Here is a 20,221-nt window from a genome sequence, read left to right on the forward strand (position 1 = left end):
AAAAAATCCATTAAAAACAGGTTGATATTTCGGTTGAAAATTACACGCCGACCAGCCAGATGGGCTGACTTTCATCCGCTACAGGCTGCTCAAAGGTGTGCAGAAACAGAAACCAGGCTTTCGACAGGTCCTCTGTGGCTCGCTCAGGGTGTTTCTCCGCAAAGTAGTCACACATCAGGCCAAACACCATTTCCGCATCGGTCATAATTAACCGGGTGACCAGCAAATTACTGTTAAACAGCTGGATGAAAAGCCCTGCATAGTGGCTACTGTCAATCGATTCGGGCTGGCTTTCCCGCAGGAATTCAGCGGTGGTGGGCGAGTGATAAAAGTCCCGCTCCTCCTGGCACCAGCCGTCAGCTTCCTCGGCCATCATCCGTTGAATTCTGGCGTGCAGACGTGAGAAAAAGTCGGGGCCGGAAAAGGCCTGCAGCGCCCACGGGCTGGAGAGCCGGAGTTTGCTCCAGGCGGCAAACTCCCGGGCATTTTGCGGATCGGCATTGATCGCCGCCAGCCGCGCTGCTGGTTCATCGTCTCTTGCTGGCCCTGATGGCGTCAGTAATAAATCTTCGTTCTGTTGGGCGCTAATCTGCAATGGTGGCGCGGTGCCCGCGCTCTGGTTATTGATCGAAGCGCCGATGCCAGCAGCCAGGATCAGACGAACCGGCCAGCCATACTGGTGTGACATCAATTGCGGATCCTGCGCCGCAGCCCCGGTTCGCAGCAGCACTATCTGCCCGGTATGGCGCGCTGTTTGCCAATAGCGAAAGACCTGCTGGCAGGTTTGCTGCCAGCAGCGCGCCCGCTGCTGCATTTCATCTGCCCGCCATAGCGGCGCGGGCAGTGTCAGTAGCCGGTCTAATATCCGTACCTGCTGCGGCATCTCAGTGGTCAGAGTGTGTAGCTGGTCCAGCGCCGGTTGCCAGCTATTACGCGTTGCCGCTGGCCAGTCGCCATCGCGGATGCAGGGCCAGGGCTGCTGAAAATCTTCTGCGGTGAGGTGGGGCTGGCGATCGTAGTAACTGAAGAAATAATTATGTGCAAAGCGCTGCAACTGCAGCGGCAATGACGGCTTCACCGTTTCTGACTCTCCTTTGATCAACTGAATCGCCGTCGTAGCGGCCGTCAACATCGTCAGGCGCTGTTGGATCCACGTCTTTAAATCGTCACTGGTTAAGCGCACATCATGGTGTGCGTTTATCAGCTTGCGCATCGAAAGCAGCAGTTTCTTTTCCTGATTTAATTTATTCAGCGCCTTTTCGCGTCCGGCGAGACTGAAAAGATTGTAATCACGCCAGCCGTAAGGCTTCCACAGCAGTTCATCCGGGGTGATCGGCGTGTCTTCAAGCTGCGCGTTTCTTTTTACCTGCTGCCAGAAGTTCTGACGCATCCGGAGAAAGGCCAGCAGGATATCCTCCAGTTCGCTCTGTGCCTGTGCGTTGAAACTGGAACGAAAGGGAAAACTACGATGCTGAGTGTAAGCCTGGCGGATAGCGGTGCGCCTGTGCTGCTGTGCGCCGGAAAGAGCCGATTCAAGGCGCAGTTGTTCATCCGGTTCCAGCAACGCGTGGTAATCCGGAGTATTCTGTCGGGTAATAAGGTCGATAATCGCGGTGTTAATCTGTGGCGCGTCTGCGGCGCGCATAGCGTGCGGCCAGTCGGCGGGTAACACCGGAGTGGATTGAAGCTGCCCCTCTGCATCCAGCATTCGGTAACTGATACGCTGATTATTTTCGGTAAAAATAAATACAAAATTACCGTCGTTGCGTTGCAGCACGCGGGAAGTTGGCACCATGGTGGTCGCGTGATGATTGCTTTTGTTCCACTGCAAATAGCTGGCGGGAGTTAAAACGCCACTTTTCATTAATTTAGTCGAATCTTGCGCGGATAATAATTGCCAGCCAGGCTGTTCCGTCACTATCCATTGCTTCTGCCGGGCGCTGTTCAGCCGGTTGGTTTCCAGTGATAAGTAGTGATCCTGTTGGGCAAGATTATTATGCGGAGAGAAATCCAGTCGCCAGCCACCGCCAGCCAGCCCGGTGACCGTGACCGGTGTCGCCAGCTTCGCCCCGGCAGGATAAAAGTAGTCTCTCTGCTGGCTGGCACGCCGCTGGGTATACACCTGCGGTAATCCGGAACGTTGTGGAACCGCGTCATCAGGCAGCGGGACGCCGCCGGTCATTGCACATTGCAGCTGCCATGCCAGCGCGATTGAGTGGTCGAAGAATTTGCCTGCGGATAGTCTGGCGCTGCGCAGTGCCTGCACGTCATCCTGCAGCCAGTCAAAATGGGTTAATGCTGGCCAGATGGTGGCGCTGGCCGCGTCATCCGCCAGATTGTATAAGATCTCGCGATTTTCGTTGGTACTGGCATACAGCGCGCGCTGGTTGCCGGTAACCCAGCCCAGATAACAGAAGCGACTGACAGGATCCCACCAGAAGCCGGCAAAGCCGCTTTCAGGGATGCGGGTTAGCGGGATGGAACCCTCTTCCGATACCGTTGCGGCTTCTCTGAGTACCTCGGTCAGGGTCTGCCATTCGGTACTGGCGCCCATTAGCGTGCTGATGGCCTGACTAAATTGGCTGACCGGGTTGGCATCGATGGTTTCGCTGTCGTTATGCGGGTGCCCTCGCCAGCGATTAACGTTGGTGGCAATGCTATTGAAATGTTCAGACTGTTCTTTGATAAAACGATAATCGCTGGTGTCGCTGCGACCATAGAAGAACAGATGCTGACTTAGCCAGTCGCTCAGCGCTTGTTTTAACTGATTAAATTCTGTTTCGTCATGCGCGGCGATCAGTGTCGCTGACTGCGATTCTGTTTCTGACTGCATCCATTCAAATAATACGATTGCCGGATTGGTAACCGGAAGGCCGCGCGTTTGAGAACTGACGCTGAGAGTAAGCCGGACGGGAGGAATAAAATTATGTGGGGTATCAGAAATCGCAAAACAGAGGCGAGTTAATTCCTGATAGTCAGGTGTCGGCGACAGCTGACGAAAGATCAGCGGAATATATTCCGAGTCGCTTAGCGGCAGAAACAGTTCATGCTGGCCAGGGCAATTAAACGCCAGCCCGGCAACCTGAATATCTTTGCTGGAATGGTTCTCCTCCAGATACCAGCTGACCTGCAAATTGCCATTAAACACCGCTTGTATCAGCAATAAATTACTCTTATCAGAAAGCTGATACAGCGCGTTAAGCAACAACTGGCGCTGTTTCTGCAGGGCGCTGGTTAGCATGGTCCGCAACACAGATACTTCTGATAACTGGCTGGAGAACGTTAACTGTTTAATAAATGCAGCCAGCTGCTGGCTTTCCTCCAGGCAACTGAAGACATGCTGCTGCATCGCCGCGGCTTCTTTCACATTAACAGCGATCGTCATAAGCGCATCCGCTGCCTCGAAGCGATGTTGCTTATCGGGTTGGCGACCGCTGAGTAACGCTGTCTGCTGAATGGCGGTTTCCCTCAGGGAAAGCAGACCGGCGTCATGCTGGGCGGCAAAGGCCAGCATCAGCAAGCTACTGACAGAGGTATCTTCCGCCCGTAACTGATGAGAAATAATTGCGCCGAGAGAGAGCCACTGTGAAGCAAGGCTGTTTATGCGGGATGCTGCCAGCTCAGGTTCAACCGGCTGCAGATATTGTGTAAACGAAAGCAGATTACGCAGAGTGGCAGTAATGTACCGCTGAATCGACTGCTGTATCGCCTGATCACTGCTTTGCAGCTTTGCAAGATAGCGGCTGGTAATATCGGTAATTTGCCGATCAACGAAACGTTGTTGCGACACGGTGGCGAGGCTGAGTGAGGAGTCCGCGAAGCTATTCTGCAAATGGTGAAGAATAAACTGATAGAGTTTCGGCGCTGCCGGACAGGCGATACCGAATATATCACTTAGTAGCTGCAGCAATACGGCCTTATCCGCGATCGCCACCTGCGGTAAATAGCTGAGTAATAGTGTGAGCTGATAATCAACGAAATTGCCCTGTGCATCAATGACGCTACTTATCAGCCTGATAACATCATCCTGATTAGCCCCCGACGTCAGAGGCACGGCATCCAGTAAATGGCTCTGCAGGCGTTGATGAAAGGGAAGCGAAGCAAAGCGTATAAAGCGGTTCAGCACCTGGCCCAGCTGTTGCTGATAACATAATGCCTCATCAAAGCTGGTTCCTGGCTTTGATACGGTCTGCATCTGCTTTATTGGCAAAGTAATACTCTGTTGCAGCTGCGGAGTTGTCAGTGCTGAAACCGGCCAGCTGCGATGCGTGTTGCGCGTTTCGCGCCGGATGCGGTTACGTGTTTCGGTAATAAACTCGTTATTCAGAAAACTAAACCAGCTACCGCCATCGGTTTTATAGACATGACAAAAAAACAGTTTGGGATAAAGGGAGCAGCTGTCAGACATCGCTTGTTTAACACTTTCAATAAACCGTGGGTTTACCACATCATTACTGACAATCGCACTGATGTTAGCGGTGGAGCTTTGTCGCTTTCGCCAGTCATTGGTTAATTTCTCCGTTGCGCTGAGTAAAAACGGACGAAGATTTTCGTAGCGCATCTCGACAAACAAAAATTCTTGCAGTGCGGCCAACCAGGCGTCCTGTGCCGCTTTGCCAGACCACTCATCAGGTGAGAAAGCCGCCAGCGCTTTAGCGCTGTATTCGATACGCGCAAACGAGCGATAAATCCCTGAAATAGTCTGCGCTATATCCAGCCAGCGGTTGATGTAATCAGCGGGGGATGGCAGCGTGGCCAGAGGATCCATTTGCTGAAACTGCTCTGTTCGTTGAAGAAAAATTTCCATATTGGCGCTGAAAAGCAGGGTGTTGGCAAAGTTACTGCTGATCAGTTGGTCATAGTATTGGCAGAATTGATTGATCACGGCGATATGAAATTTTTTCTGCACTGAGGAGTAATTAGCACTAAAAAGGGTAAATCTTTCCAGATTATAGGATAAAGCCTGCAACAACCGATCAAGATGCTGCGGTTTATCGGCGGGTTGGTCATTCATTGCCTGCAGTTGCGAGACAATATCTTCCTTCATCAGCAGATACTGAATCATAAACAGATAACTCAACTCAGCACCCTGAATATTACTGCTGACTACTGTCCTGATGAAGTTTATCGACTGATTAATCAATCGGCTTTGTTCTGGTCTCAGCCCCTCTGGAGGATTGGAGTAAGGCTTTGTCAGATAATCAGCATAATATTTATAAAGTGTTTCCTCATTTATTTTATTAGTTGACTGCTGATGATCTTGCTGAGCCAGAATCATACTGGTTAAGCGTCTTACCGGAATGGTAAATGAAATAAAAAAGAACATCGCCATCTGATTATAATTTTCCGGAATTATGCACTGCTGGCTCTCAGCCGTAGCGATAATTGATTCCGGAATCGGATCGCTTAGCGCGCTGAAGTAGAGCTGATGATAAAGGGTTGAATTTAAGCCACGCAGGTCAAAAATATTAAGAATCAGTTTACCGGCTTTTAAAGGGATGGTGGCGCATGAATAATCAGGTTGTTGGGGAAGTTCAGGGTTGTAGTTATTTCTGTCAACCAGATCGATAGTTCGTGGAGGGCTCCACGGAACTGGTAATCTGTTGCGGGTAGCGGTGGCGAGGCTTTTCTTTAATACCATTTTGGCCATATTAATCCCCCAGGGATAGTTTGACGATAAAATTTTGTCACCCCTGCGTAAGGAAAGATAGGGAAAAGCGGTGAAGGGGGGAATCGACGCAAGGTTCCCCAACATTAAATAAGCTTGACTGCGCAATGCAGCAATTTCTTCGTCGAGTGTTTTCAGATTATTTTTCGCGGTTATTATTTTCCCCGCCAGTTGATTGGCGTAATTCAATGAAGATGGCTGAATAAGAGAATCACTGATCATTCTGTTTAATTTTGCCAGTTCAACTTCTCTTATCCAGCGCTTTGCATACATTTCCCGTAAAGATTGCAACAGTGAACTAAGGGTTTTTTTAACTCCATATCCCATATATAAGTCTGCCGCACAAATCAATAGCTGAAAAAAAGGCGTCATTATCGACGGAGGCGTCGTATCATCTCTGATCATAATGATATCGCGAAAAAATGCATAGCAATTGTATAAAGGCATCAATTCTACGATCTGCTGTATTTTTCCTTTCTCATTATCCTGTTCCACAGCGGAAGGATTGTGAGCCCTTTTCTTCAAATAACTAAGGTATTTTCTGCGATTTTGTACTATCTCGTTCTTTAATGCCTCCAGTGCAGAGACGCCATTTTTTCTAACGGCTCTTTCCTTGTATGAGGTGACCATGTCCTCGGGATGCTTGAGTTTTATGCAGAGTTTGTTTTTATAGTAGTGGTAATGCTCGGTGATAAATTCTCCTGATTTATCCCAGCGACTCAGAAGGGTAGCATTCGGCTGCTGAATTTCGTCACAGCTGTCATGGAAGGGTTGGTCATCCATAAATATATAGTTTTCATTCAGGATGCTGTTATCTAATCCGGCTATCTGTTCATTTTCAGTTATATTTAATCGACGCAAAGGAAGTTGTCTTGAATGTATGCGACTGGATTCGATATTTAGAATATAGAAGCGTTTTTCGTTGGAGATACTATTATATCCGACAAAAATTTTACCCGTTTCATGATAAGGCCGATTGTTATAGGAAATTTTTTGATGGAATTCAGGAAATAATCGAAAAGTTGACGGTTGTAAAAGAAAACGTAAAGATTTTAATCTTTTTACTTTGATGTCTATCGCATAAATCTGCGTATCAGCACTATGCAGGAAGTTAGAATCTTCTTTAGATAATATTTTAAATGCCTGGTTAACGACTTTAAGATAAATATCACAATGATGATCGATCATCTTCTGATACGCCTGGTCGAAGCTTTTGTACAACTCAGTTAACTTGGGATGTTTTTTTAGTGAGAAGGTTTTTCTGTTGTTTTGATCGTAGATACGTAATGCTTCAGGTATTTTCTGCGGCAGATAATGATAAAGCTCACCAAAACCATCCTCCATGTTGCGTATTATTTCTCCGTAATTACTGCAATCAGCTATTATTCTGATTTCTTTTTCAATACGCGCCTGAGTGGTAACTATCAGGGTAAACGTTTTGAAATTCTGTGCGGCATGAATATCGACACCCGGAAAGGTAAGCTTGATAATGTCATCAAAAGTCACAATAGGTATCGCTTCCAGTATGGTATCCTCCCTGTGATAGATATCCATCTGCTGAGTCACGTCTTTATAGGCTTTTTGGAGATATTCCCTGCTGCTGGTCAGATTATAACCTGGATAGCTACATAATCGGGACAGAACAAATCCATCAATCCAGCCTTCATAGAGGGCGACAGAAAACTCATCGTGCGTAACATAGCGGTTGTTAGCAAATTGCTTACCGATATAATTCCATATGTAGTAATTATCTTCCGTTAAATAAGCATCATCTGACCTGCCATTTTGCTCCATAAAAAGTAAGTCCGGAGCTACATAGGTAATAAGGAAGTTAGTAATGCTCAGCATGTCAGATAAACTATGAACACCCAACGCGGCATACTTTTTAGCACAGTGAGAGCGCAAATTATGCAGCAGTGACTTTACGGTTTTATTTTTAAGCGACTCAGTTTCATTTCGCCATAATTTATTAAACTTTTGGCTTAGTGTAAGAATAATGCTGCTGAGATCAATCGGCTGGCTGCGGCCAGCGGGCGTCACCAGTAATGATAATATATATAATAACTGCCCATTCATCTCATCTCGATCGTTACTGGTGAATGTCGTGATGTTCCATTTTTCCAGTAGTTTATCTGCAAATGAAAAGTTGAGATCGCCCTGATTGTCGAAAAGTTTGTCAAACAGCTCAACTGCCAGATTGACATAAGTTTTATTGGAACTGAGGAGCTGCCTGATCGTGTTTCGCGCATCAGCACATAAATTGATGCTGGGTTTAACATTATCAGTGTGCAGTTTCGTCGGTGTCTCTAAGCGCGTGATGCGCTGGCGAAGGTATCCTGCCGCCGCCAGCAGGGTGACGCCGGCTGCCGGCAGCAGCAGATTCGTTCTTCTCTGCCACCAGACGTTTGGTACGGCAGCCGCGGCGATGAGCGCGGCAGGGATAAGCAGAGGTGCGGAAGCGCCCTCAGATGAAGATGCTGCTTGCCCGCTGGCGTCGTCCGATAAAACAGCGAGATTCTCCCTGACCATCGGTGACACGATACGCCCCGAGTCGTCCGGGCACACTGTTAGCTGCCGGGCTAAGATCTGCTGCTCGATTTGCTGATAAGCGCGGTGATAATTTGCTTCAAATGAAACAGGGGCGGATGACCGGTCCGCGTTGCTGTTCGGTCGATCTTTTTGCAGCAGGATATTTCGCGGTATGCAACGAATCACTGCCCGATTTAATGCCTTATCCGCTTTGCTCTCATCCCAGCGCGGGTGGTGTGTTGCCCGATACCATGCTTTCTTTTGCCTGCCGACAAGCTCTTTGTTATGCAGCAGCTGAAGATTGCTGCTGCGCGTCGATAGCTGGCAGATATCCTCGATGATTCGCAGGCCATCGCTCAGCATCGTGGGTGACGGCTTTTTTCCTTTCAACCAGCCGCTTAAAGCCAGCGCGCTATACAGTCCGACGATCAGCGTGATGCCGGTCATCACGACTTCACCCGCACCGCTCTCACGACATAACTGTGTAACCGGAAAGATTAGCTGTTGGTGCAGATCGACCAGCCAGCCGGGCTGACCGATATTTTCAAACACGCAGGATGTTGACCAGCTGGAGAGTAGCACCACAATGCTTTGCAGAAGTTTGGCCGCCAGAGACACCTGATGGTGTTGCAGCCAGATGATCAGCAGGCCAGGCAGGCTGGAGAGGATTGCCGCTTTCGATGTCATGCCCGCAGCGAGATAAATCAGCTGATTGATCAGTTGCAGACCCGCGATTAAAGCCGCCTGGCAAACGATCTCTTTACCCCGACCGCTGCATATCAACGCTGCGGCCAGTAATTTACTTAAATCGGGATGAATGACACTCAGTAATGTGGTCGCCATAGAAGTCTGGCTGAGCAAGTGAATCTGATAATGGATAGCTTCCTTGATCTGCAGGGCGAGAGCATTTAGTCGCGGCCACTGCGGCGATACCGGGGTTAACCAGGGTTGCGTATCCAGCGCGTCGAAATAGTGGTCTTCATCAACGTCTGGCGGCGCTAAACGCAGCGGTACATTGCTAATATTGGTCACAGGCAGAGAGCACAGGTCTGCGCGTGTGGTGTTGAACGGCCTTGCGATGGCAGAGCCGGACGCGATGATGGGCAGCGGTTTGATCATTAAGGGCACTCATATCCGTGAGTAAAAAACATCCAGCAAGATAATGATTGTAGTGAGGTAATTCATTCGCGCCAGTCGATGGCAACAGGCAATAAAAAAGGCGGCATTAAGCCGCCTTCAGACATTCAGCTGAGATTAATAGACGTCGCGCAGATAGCGCTTCTCTTTCTTCAGTTTATCGACATACTCCGCGGCACCTTCTTCTGACAGGCCACCAAAGCGGGCAATGACTTCATACAGCGCATGATCGACGTCTTTGGCCATACGCGACGCATCGCCACAAACATAGAAGTAAGCGCCTTGCTCCAGCCAGGCAAACAGCTCAGCGCCTTGTTCCAGCATGCGGTTCTGCACATAGATTTTTTCTGACTGGTCGCGTGAAAATGCCAGATCCAGTCGGGTCAGCAGCCCGCTCTGATGCCATTCTGCCAGCTCATCCTGATAGATATAATCATGCTGTTGATGCTGGTCACCAAACAGCAGCCAGTTCTTACCGGTGGCACCGGTTGCCTGGCGCTCCTGCAAGAAGGCGCGGAACGGGGCGATACCGGTACCAGGGCCGACCATAATCATTGGCGCATCGGCATTTGCCGGTACGCGGAAGGCTTTATTTTGTGAGATAAAGATTGCTGGCTTCTCACCACGGCCAACGCGTTCGGCCAGATAAGTGGAGCAAACACCATTACGTGCGCGCCCTGAACTGTGGTAGCGCACGGATGCAATGGTCAGGTGCACCTGATTTGGATGCGCTTTCTGGCTGGAGGAGATCGAATAAGCACGATGCTGTAACGGGCGCAGCAGCGCAACAAATTCAGGCACGCTCAGTGAGCGGGTCAGCTCCAGTTGCAGCAGATCGAGCGTGTCTTTACCCCACAGCCAGACGCCCATCGCATCTTTGTCATCATGCTGCAGAACGTGACGCAGTTCCTGATTCGTGGTGTTCTGACCCACCCAGTCGATCAACTTACGTGAAGGTTCAGAAATTTCGAACTGGTAGGTTAACAGGTCACCTAAGTTTCTGTCGAAGCCAGGGACCGGCGTGTCATAGTCTGCTTTCAACTGGGTCAGCAGTAATTTCACTAATACCGCGTCATTCACCGGGAATACGCCCAGCGCATCACCAGCTTCGTATTTCAGTCCGCTCTCGCTCAGATCAAATTCAAAGTGGCGGATATCTTTACCGGAATCAGCACCGGAAAGGCGTTTATTGGTTATCAACGCCGCAGCATACGGATTCTGTTTATTGCTGCCCGGAATGACCGGTTCTTCCGGTAAGTTCTCCAGTGCGGTACCGCTGCTGCCAGCGCTGGCAGCAAACTGTGGCATCGCGCTGCCGATCCACGTTTCGGAAGGCTCTTCATAGTCCACGTCACAGTCAATACGATCGGTAACGCGTTTTGCACCCAACTGCTCCAGGCGCATGTCGAAGAATTTACCCGCCTGGCAGAAGCCATCGTAGCCGGTATCGCCAATCGCCAGTACAGCAAAATGCATCTGTTCAAGACGCGGTGCGGTGCTGGCGGAAATGGCGTCCCAGAACAGCTGGGCGTTATCCGGCATTTCACCTTCGCCGTAGGTCGAGGTGATGATCAGAACATGACGCATGGTGGCGAACACTTCAACATCGACTTCACCCAGCCCCTGCACCACAGGAACCAGCCCTTTAGCGCGTGCCGCTTTCGCCGCGCTTTGAGCCAGCGCTTCAGCATTACCGGTTTGTGAACCAAACAGGATATGCAACTGGGTGGTCGCCGCGGCTGCAGCACCGGCGTTAGTCTGCTGCTTGTCTTCCAGTACCAGCAGGCGTGAATGTAAGCCAGCGAGGAAGCCCGCCAGCCAATATTTCTGCTCACCATTAAATGGCGCATCTTCAGGAATATAAGGAATCTTCATCGGTTTTCTGTACTCAATCCCGTTTTCGTCATGTTCAGTCAATATTCACATTCAGCATTGCTGGCAATCAGGATAATTTCCCGACCGCCGCAGCTAATTCCGGCAGTGCTGCACGTGCAAACAGCTCTTCAAAGTCAGGCAGTCGTCCCAGAACCTCTCTGTTACGTGCATCCTGATAAATGATCCAGCCGTAAGTAGCCAGACTGTCCATTGAGCGAATATTGCGTTGCGTCAGTGCCGCTTTGTAATCCGCCATACGCTTGGCGGCAATCAGGCACGAAAGTTCTTCATCACTGTAGTTTTCAATCGCCGAGCGGGCATGGCGTTGCAACTTACTGATAAGCGCAAAATCTTCAGTCATCAGCAGGTTACGTACCGCTTTTTCGACTGCCGGATCTTCGACAGCGGTTCCCTTCGGCAAGCGCGACAGCGCCAGCTGTTGTACGGTACTGAGCACGGTGTAGTTGTTAAGCAACACGAACATTTCTGGCGTGTCGGTTGCACCATAGCTCGGTACTGCGCCATTGGCGATAGTGGTACGGTTGCGCCAGGCATTCTTAAATTTGGCTACCTGATGGCTGGCCAGTGCCGTAGACAACTCTTCCAGCAGATCCTTACGGGTTTTTGCCTTCAGAATTTCAGCACTGTCCTGATACAGCAGCAGCGAGCGCGGCATCACGTAGACAAAGTGCTGGCACTCGCTCTCCCAGTGCTCAAGTAACCAGGCCGCACGCTCAGAGCCGGTCGCTGCCAGATGCCAGTTCAGCATCGTCAGCACCGCCTGTTTGTGCACTTTTGCCATCTCATCGTCATCCGCGATCGAACCAAACAGCACCGAGTCACCTGCGGCATGAGCCGCTAATGCGCCGTACGGGTCGTACTGGTAGGCGAAGCCGCCGCTCATACCGTTACCAAATCCTTTACCGAACGTCCCGAGGTTGAGGATGGCGCCATTGGTCATATATTCGCAGCAGAAATCACCAACGCCCTCGACCACGGCGGTCGCACCGGAGTTACGCACCGCAAAGCGGTCGCCCGCCTGGCCCTGCACGAACAGGCGTCCGCCGGTGGCACCAAACAGTGCAAAGTTACCAATCAGCACGTTGCCATCCGTATCCTGCGAGCCGCCGCCCGGTGAGCGCACAATAATTTCACCGCCGCACTGGCCTTTGCCGACACCATCGTTACAGGTGCCGCTATGAGTCAGCTGCATACCGTCATTACAGAATACGCCATACGACTGACCGGCTGAGCCGGACGTGGCGATCGCGACGGTGGCCGGAGCCAGATAACGGCGTCCGCGATCGTCACACAGTGCTGCCGGCATGTTCTGCAGCTGCGCCTCATCCAGCTGGTGGTTAAGCATGCGTTCAATATCAATCGCCAGCTGCCCACCCACGCTCTTGTGGCGGTTGTTCAGCGTAATGCCATCACCAAGCTGAATATTGGTCGCGCCCTGAGCCACCAGTGAGCCATTCAGCAGGGCTAACCAGCCTTCATCCAGTTCAAAATCTTTTTCCAGATAGACCGGATGGGCAATTTTCTGCTCAGGCACCACGGTCAGCATTGCACGCAGGTCTAGCTTGCCGACTTCACGCGGATGATCCATCAGATGCAGCAACTCGGAGCGACCACGCGCTTCACGCAGCGAGCGCAGGCCCAGTCTTGCCAGCATTTCGCGCACTTCCTGGGCGACATTAATAAAGTACTGTGCCAGCTGACGCGGATCGCCATCAAAGGCTTCGGCATTGGTGGTCAGGCCCGCCGGACATTTAACGTTGCAGTTTTTCGCCATCACGCATTTCAGCATCATCAGCGCGGTAGTACCGAACTCAAAGCTATCGCCACCGAGCAGAGCAGATTTCACTACGTCACTACCGGTTTGCTGTGCGCCGGAGCAGCGTAAAATCACTTTTTCACGCAGACCGTTGGCACACAGCGCCTGATGAACTTCGGCAATGCCGATTTCTGCCACGCGTCCGGTATATTTCAGGCTGGTGACCGAAGCCGCACCGGTTCCGCCGGTATTACCCGCAACGTTGATCACATCCGCGCCGGCTTTCGCTACGCCGACCGCGATGGTGCCAATGCCCTCTGAGGAAACCAGTTTGACGATCACTCGCACACGTGCCGCTTTACAGTCATGAATCAGCTGCGCCAAATCTTCAATCGAGTAGGTGTCGTGGTGCGGAGGCGGTGAAACCAGCTCGACGCCAGGCGTGCCGCCACGCGCTGCGGCAATTTCTACCGTCACTTTTGCTGACGGTAACTGACCGCCTTCGCCCGGTTTTGCGCCCTGGCCGATTTTAATTTCCAGCTCTTCCAGCATCGGGTCGGCCAGATAGGCAGCCCAGACGCCAAAGCGGCCGGACGCCAGCTGCTTAATGCGTGAGGCACGAATCGTGCCGTGACGCGAATAGTGCTCGCCGCCTTCACCACAGTTGCTCATGCCACCAACCATATTGGTGCCGTGCGCGACCGCTTCGTGCGCCGGAGCAACCAGCGCACCGTGGCTCATCGCACCGGAGGCGAAGGTGCGGGTGATTTCGCTGGCAGGCTGCACTTCACTTAACGGCAGTGAAGGGGAGGTGGTGAAAATCCGTGACAGATAGTCTGCCGCCTTGCCATGCGCACTGACTTGCAGGCCACCGGCAACAATTTCAGTGTGCTTGATATCCGTCGCAAAGCGGTTTTTCAGCGCGGTCGACAGCGCAGCCAGGCGCTCAGCTTCTGGCTTCAGCCCTTCAATAGCGTCAGTCAGGCGCAGGGTGAACAGGCCAGCGTTATCCGCATGGGTTTCGCACATCAGACCGCGAACTGCGAAGCCGTTGTTGATTAGTGAGTAACGGCCCAGCTTACGTGAGAATTCCGCCAGGCTGTCGACGTGGGTCAAATCAGCCGGGAAGGCGAGAATATCGCGCAGTGCCGCCGGGCGACGTTTACGCTCTTCATGCATCAGGCTGGAGAACTGACGGTAATCCGGCGTGATGGTGAAGTTGTCGATCACCTCATTGGGAATGCGCTCGAAGCTGCTGTCGGCAAAAGATTTTGCTTTGATATTAAAGGCGTTATCCAGCTTAGCCAGCGTCAGCAGGCGAATGAACTGATCGTCCTCGCGCGGCTTATCGGCGAAGCGAATCGGCTGCTCAGTCATATCAATAAAGGTACGCACCGCAATGGTGCCATAGGAGTGACCCGCACCCTCCGCACGCTCTTTAAACAGGCCCAACAGCGGCACTTCAGACTCGCCTTTGATCTTCAGCGCGCTTTGATGCCAGTCCACCGCCATCTGAGCGATAGTGGCAAAGCTGGCGCCGCCGACCGGCGTTTTGATATTCGGGAAGTATTTTTTCAATACCGCATCGTCGGTATCGAGGAAGTTCGGCTCAAAGAATTCACCGCAGCTGTAGCTTTCCACGGTACACAGGCCGACTTTACCCATGGTTTTCATCAGCGCTTTTTCAGCGGCTTTGGCATAGCGTTTAAACGCCTTATTGCCTTCTTCGCCTTCGCCGTATTTCTCTTCGGCACGCATCTGCACGCCCAGCGGATAAATCGCCGATGCGCCAAAGCCGAGGGTGGCGGCAATATGGTGTGATGAAATGCTCTGGCCGCTCTCCACCACCAGTGAAACATCAAGGCGCAGCCCTTCCTGCACTAAACGCTGGTTAATCGCGGAAACCACCAGCAGCATCGGCATCGCTGCGCGGGTAGAGGAGATATGACGGTCGGTAATCACCGCGATCCCGCCCTGTGCGCGGGCAAAATCCACCACCTGCTGTGCCAGATCGTCGATGGCTTGTTCCAGCGCGCGGGCATTATCCTGACGACTTTGCGCATCAGTGCCGATCACTGGCTGGTACAGCATTTCGAAACGTGCATAAGGTGCCACTTTCTGCTCGCGCAACTGCAGCATATCCAGATGCGTCAGGATCGGCGTTGGCACAATAATCTGCCGCCCCTTGCTGCGGCCCAGATGCGGTTTGGCACCCAGCGCAACGCGCAGGGTCATGCCGTCGGCCTCACGGATGGAGTCCAGCGGTGGGTTGGTTACCTGGGCAAAACGCTGGGAGAAGTAGTGCGCCATGCCGCCTTCATGATCGGATAACCCGTTAATTGCGTTGCCGTAACCCATTGCTGAAATCTTTTCAGCTCCGGTAGACAACATCGGGTCCATCATAAATTTGAAGCTTTCCTGGTTGTAGTAGTAAGCGACAAAACGCTGGTACGCCTTCAGATCGCCGCTGTAGCGCAGTGGCGAACCCTGTTGCTCGGCAGGCACCACCGGCAGATCGCTTAAGGTTACGCGCGCTTGCTCCAGCAGGGCCGGATAATCTTTTTCCGCTGCCAGTTTTTCCAGCGCTTCCAGCGTGGTGTAGCTGCGTTTTTCGCTGTGATCGTAATACAGCATGCCGCCCGCTTCGATACGTCCACGGCGTAATACGCTTTCCGGTGGGAAGGCGATCTGGCCTGCTTCTGACATTGCGCCGATATACTCAGCGGTTTCCACTGAGCGCAGCGGACGCAGACCAAGGCGGTCAAGACGTGCGCCGATGATTTCGCCATTACCGAAAATCAGCGCCGCCGGGCCATCATTTTTCTCTTCATATAAAGAGAAATACTCCAGCATTGCGCGGACGTTGTCAGACAGCGAGTCGTCGTTTTCCCAGGCTGGCGGCATCATAGAAACCACCGCGTTGATCAGATCGAGATTATCTTCCATCAGGCGGCTTTGGATGCTTTGGTCAAGGCGTGAACTGTCAGACTGCCCTTTCGGACGGACAATTTTCTTTCCTCGCGCCAGTGCCAGCGCGGCTTCAGCAATACGGTTTTTACGATCGGTATTCAGCTCACCGTTATGCGCCATCAGACGGAACGGCTGAGCCATGGTGGTGTGCGGATCGGTGTTGGTAGAAAAACGGGTATGGAAAAACAGTCCGCGCACCTGGTGATCGGTATCGGTCAGATCTTTGAAGTAAGGGATGACTTCATTCGAGTTCAGACGCGCTTTCAGCACCTGGGTGCGTGAAGAGAGCGACAGCGGATACAGACCGCCAAATTCGCTTTCGGTAAAGGCGCGTGACTCAATATCCAGCAGCGCGCGGTAGATACGCTGCTCAAAGCTATTTTGATTGTCGACGTCCTGCGGGGCAGTAAACACCCACTGCACGATCGGTAACTGGAACTGGATTGCGGCCGGGCGCAGTACGCTGGCATCCAATGGCAAGTCACGTTTAACCATCACCGCAAAACCACAGGCGGCGAAGGTTTCTTCGACCAGGCGCTCGGCATTGGCACGCAGCGCCGGATCTTTTGGCACAAAGAAGTTACCGACGCCGAAACGTCCAAACTCCAGCGGCTGGCCAGTAATTTTTTGGAAGAAGCGCAACGAAATATCGACGTTGACCCCTGCGCCGTCACCTACGCCTTCAGCAGACATACCGCCGCGGTGAGGTACGGTGCAAAGCGCACTGTGCGCCATTTGCAGTATCTCATGGGTTTGCTCGCCGTCCTTACGTGTAATAAAACCCACGCCACAGCTATCACTTTCTTTTGATGGATCATACAAGCCATAGGGATACGGGGTTTGATTGGACATCGAGGGCCTCCTTAAATTACTGCTTTGACATTACTTTTATTGTTTCAAACACAGAGCGCCGTCGCGTCAGCCTGAGCGGATTCTGTATCATTTTTTTGAGCGCTAACAAGCGGGCGCCGTCACTCAAAACATTTCACTTAGAGAAAGTTGAAAACGTCCATGAGTGGGGGCTTGCTCTCTAATTTCCGGGTCTCTTAAATGGAGATAACTTGCATCATGAGGGAGTCTTCTTGCTGCATAGATATGTCGAGACACTGACCCGTCAGAAATGCATCCAGCGGATTTCCAACTTATCGGGAAAGCGTACTGAGGTCAAATAGCGTTCTTACTTATGCCTTTTTAGTCCTTAATAAGTCTATTTGATTGAATAATATAGGTTTAGTGCTTATTTTTATCCCTGTTAGCCGGGTGGGAACTGTCAGAGAAGTGTGAGCTGACTCACTATAGTGCAGACGGCAAATACCTGCACCATGCTGGTGCCGGCAATAATTACAGCATGATATGCTGATAAATCCCTCGCAAACACCGGATGAAACTGTTTTTCTGTCGCGTGCATATTTGAAGTAAATAGCTGCACATCATTAGTAAAATTAATCATGCTGAAACTGATTAAAATTTCGCTAAAGATGAATGATTATTCGTTTCGATATGGGGAGGCCAGACGACAGGACAAGGTCATCGTATTGAAAAGCAAGAATTGCGCAGAATCGCCTGTTTATCCAGGCGGCTCATCAGATTATGCGCTTGCAAAAATTAGTCAATAGCTTTCCTGTGGTAATTGCATAAAGGCCGCGTCCGGCGCGGGCTTCGCACCAAACTGGCGCGTGATCTGCACCAGTTTGGTGCGAAAACCCGGTCTTAATTAGCCGATCGGGCAGCACCGCGCAATAAGTCAAAGTAAGATATGATTGTCCCAGTTGACCAGGAAGGAAGCTGTTATGAAACAAATTCGTTTATTGGCGCAGTATTATGTTGATTTGATGGTGAAACTGGGGCTGGTGCGCTTTTCACTGTTGCTGGCCTCGGCGCTGGTAGTGCTGGCGATGATCGTGCAGATGGCAGTGACCATGCTCTTGCGCGGCCATGTTGAAAGTATTGATTTGGTGAGATCGGTGTTTTTCGGCCTGCTGATCACACCGTGGGCGGTCTATTTCCTTTCGGTAGTGGTTGAACAGCTTGAAGAGTCACGCCAGCGTCTGGCGCGGCTGGTGGATAAACTTGAGGAGATGCGCAACCGCGATCTCCAGCTTAACCAGCAGATGAAAGAGAATATCAGCCAGCTCAATCAGGAGATTGCCGACCGTATAAAGGCGGAAGAGGCGCGTCTGCAGGTGATGGCCAAGCTGAAAGAGGAGATGGCGCGGCGCGAGCAGGCGCAAATCGAACTGGAGCAACAGTCCTCTTTTCTGCGCTCGTTTCTGGATGCCTCGCCCGATCTGGTGTTTTACCGCAATATCGATCAGCAATTTTCCGGCTGTAACCGCGCGATGGAATTGCTGATTGGTAAAAGCGAGAAGCAGCTGATTGGCCTGACGCCAAAAGATGTCTATGACGATGAAGCCGCCACCAAAGTGCTGGAGACGGATGAGAAAGTCTTCCGCCATAACGTCTCGCTGACCTACGAACAGTGGCTGCAATATCCTGACGGTCGTAAAGCCTGTTTTGAGATTCGGAAAGTGCCGTACTACGACCGGGTTGGTAAACGTAGCGGGCTGATGGGCTTTGGACGCGATATAACCGAACGCAAGCGCTATCAGGACGCGCTGGAGAATGCCAGCAGGGAGAAGACCACTTTTATCTCTACCATCAGCCACGAGCTGCGTACGCCGCTTAACGGCATCGTCGGCCTGAGCCGTATCCTGCTGGATACCGAACTGAATCCGGAACAGCTGAAATACCTGAAAACCATTCATGTCTCCGCTATTACACTCGGCAATATTTTTAACGATGTGATCGAGATGGATAAAATCGAGCGCCGCAAAGTGCAGCTGGATAATCAACCGCTTGATTTCACCGGTTTCCTCGCCGATCTGGAAAATTTATCCGGGCTGCTGGCACAGCCGAAAGGGCTGAAATTTGTCATGGCACCGCAGCTGCCACTGCCGCATAAGATCATTGCCGACGGTACGCGACTGCGTCAGATCCTGTGGAATCTGATTGGTAATGCGGTGAAGTTCACCCAACAGGGCGAGATCGTCGTGCGGGTGCAATATCACGACGGCGATCGTCTGCGTTTTGACGTGCAGGATTCCGGAATGGGCATCCCGCAGGATGAGCAGGACAAAATTTTCGCCATGTATTATCAGGTGAAGGATCAGCACGGCGGCAAGCCTGCGACCGGCACCGGTATCGGACTGGCGGTATCACGCCGGCTGGCACAGAGCATGGGTGGTGATATCACCGTGCACAGTGCTCCAGGGCAGGGTTCCTGCTTCAGTATGGAGATTAATGCGCCACGGGTGGCCGGCGAAGTCGAAGACGAGCAGCCGGAGAACGAAATGCCACTGCCAGCGCTGCATGTCTTGCTGGTTGAGGATATTGAGCTGAATGTCGTCGTGGCGCGTTCGGTGCTGGAGAAACTGGGTAATAGCGTCGAAGTGGCGATGACGGGCACTGAAGCGCTGGCGATGTTCCAGCCGGAAGAGTTTGATCTGGTACTGCTGGATATTCAACTGCCGGATATGACCGGGCTGGATGTGGCGCGTGAAATTCATCAGCGTTTTGCCGGACAGCATCTGCCGCCGCTGGTGGCGCTGACCGCCAACGTACTGAAAGACAAGCGTGAGTACCTTGATGCCGGAATGGATGAGGTGCTGAGCAAGCCACTGGCGGTGCCGGCACTTACCGCGATGATTAAGAAGTTCTGGGATTGCGAGCAGGCCGACGAAATTGTGGAGAGCGGTATGGTCGATGAGAAGAAACTGGCATTACTGGATGTGCCGATGCTGGAACAGTATATCGAACTGGTGGGGCCATCACTGATTCATCAAAGTCTGGCGATGTTTGAACAGATGATGCCGGGTTATCTGGAGGTGCTCGACTCCAATATGATGGCACGTGACCAGAAGGGCATCGCCGAAGAGGGGCACAAAATCAAAGGTGCTGCCGGATCGGTCGGCTTACTGCATTTGCAGCAGATAGCGAAACAGATTCAAAGCCCGGAACTGCCAGCCTGGTGGGATAACGTGCAGGAGTGGATTGATGAGCTGAAGCAGGAGTGGCAACACGACGTCAATGTATTGCGCGAATGGGTTCAGGACGCTGAGAAAAAATGACCCCGACCGAGGCCGGGGTGCGCGAATACTGCGCCAACACCAGGGAAATCACCGCCTCGGCTATTCTGATAGGAATCAATGTTATGCCAAGGCGCGGTATTGGTTAAAACGGTCCAACCACCTTAACAAATCTCATAA

At 51.8% G+C, this 20,221-nt stretch carries 4 protein-coding genes; 1 reads left to right on the forward strand and 3 read right to left on the reverse strand.

The features are described 5' to 3' along the window. Positions 1-40 precede the first annotated feature (40 nt). From RIN69_RS02400 to RIN69_RS02410, 3 genes are all read right to left on the reverse strand, one after another. Positions 41-9,316 carry a hypothetical protein gene (locus RIN69_RS02400; protein ID WP_313855318.1) on the reverse strand — a complete coding sequence of 3,092 codons (9,276 nt, stop codon included), beginning with the start codon at positions 9,314-9,316 and terminating at the stop codon, positions 41-43. 135 nt (positions 9,317-9,451) lie between these two features. After that, positions 9,452-11,209 carry a sulfite reductase subunit alpha gene (locus RIN69_RS02405; protein WP_313855319.1) on the reverse strand — a complete coding sequence of 586 codons (1,758 nt, stop codon included), beginning with the start codon at positions 11,207-11,209 and terminating at the stop codon, positions 9,452-9,454. 67 nt (positions 11,210-11,276) lie between these two features. Beyond that, on the reverse strand, positions 11,277-16,808 hold the full coding sequence (locus tag RIN69_RS02410; RefSeq protein WP_313855320.1) for a glutamate synthase-related protein: 5,532 nt from the start codon (positions 16,806-16,808) through the stop codon (positions 11,277-11,279). A 938-nt stretch (positions 16,809-17,746) separates the two neighbouring features. On the opposite strand from RIN69_RS02410, the gene arcB reads away from it, so the two are divergent. Continuing rightward, positions 17,747-20,083 (forward strand): aerobic respiration two-component sensor histidine kinase ArcB, encoded by a 2,337-nt coding sequence (gene arcB / locus RIN69_RS02415; RefSeq protein WP_313855321.1) that lies wholly within the window; start codon positions 17,747-17,749, stop codon positions 20,081-20,083. The last annotated feature ends 138 nt before the right edge of the window (positions 20,084-20,221 follow it).

Source organism: Winslowiella toletana, assembly GCF_032164335.1.
GTDB lineage: Bacteria > Pseudomonadota > Gammaproteobacteria > Enterobacterales > Enterobacteriaceae > Erwinia > Erwinia toletana_A.

Excerpts from the sequence above, each read along its gene's own strand:
- RIN69_RS02400 (WP_313855318.1), bottom strand. The coding sequence starts at position 9,316 with ATGATCAAACCGCTGCCCATCATCGCGTCCGGCTCTGCCATCGCAAGG.
- RIN69_RS02405 (WP_313855319.1), bottom strand. The coding sequence starts at position 11,209 with ATGAAGATTCCTTATATTCCTGAAGATGCGCCATTTAATGGTGAGCAG.
- RIN69_RS02410 (WP_313855320.1), bottom strand. The coding sequence starts at position 16,808 with ATGTCCAATCAAACCCCGTATCCCTATGGCTTGTATGATCCATCAAAA.
- arcB (WP_313855321.1), top strand. The coding sequence starts at position 17,747 with ATGAAACAAATTCGTTTATTGGCGCAGTATTATGTTGATTTGATGGTG.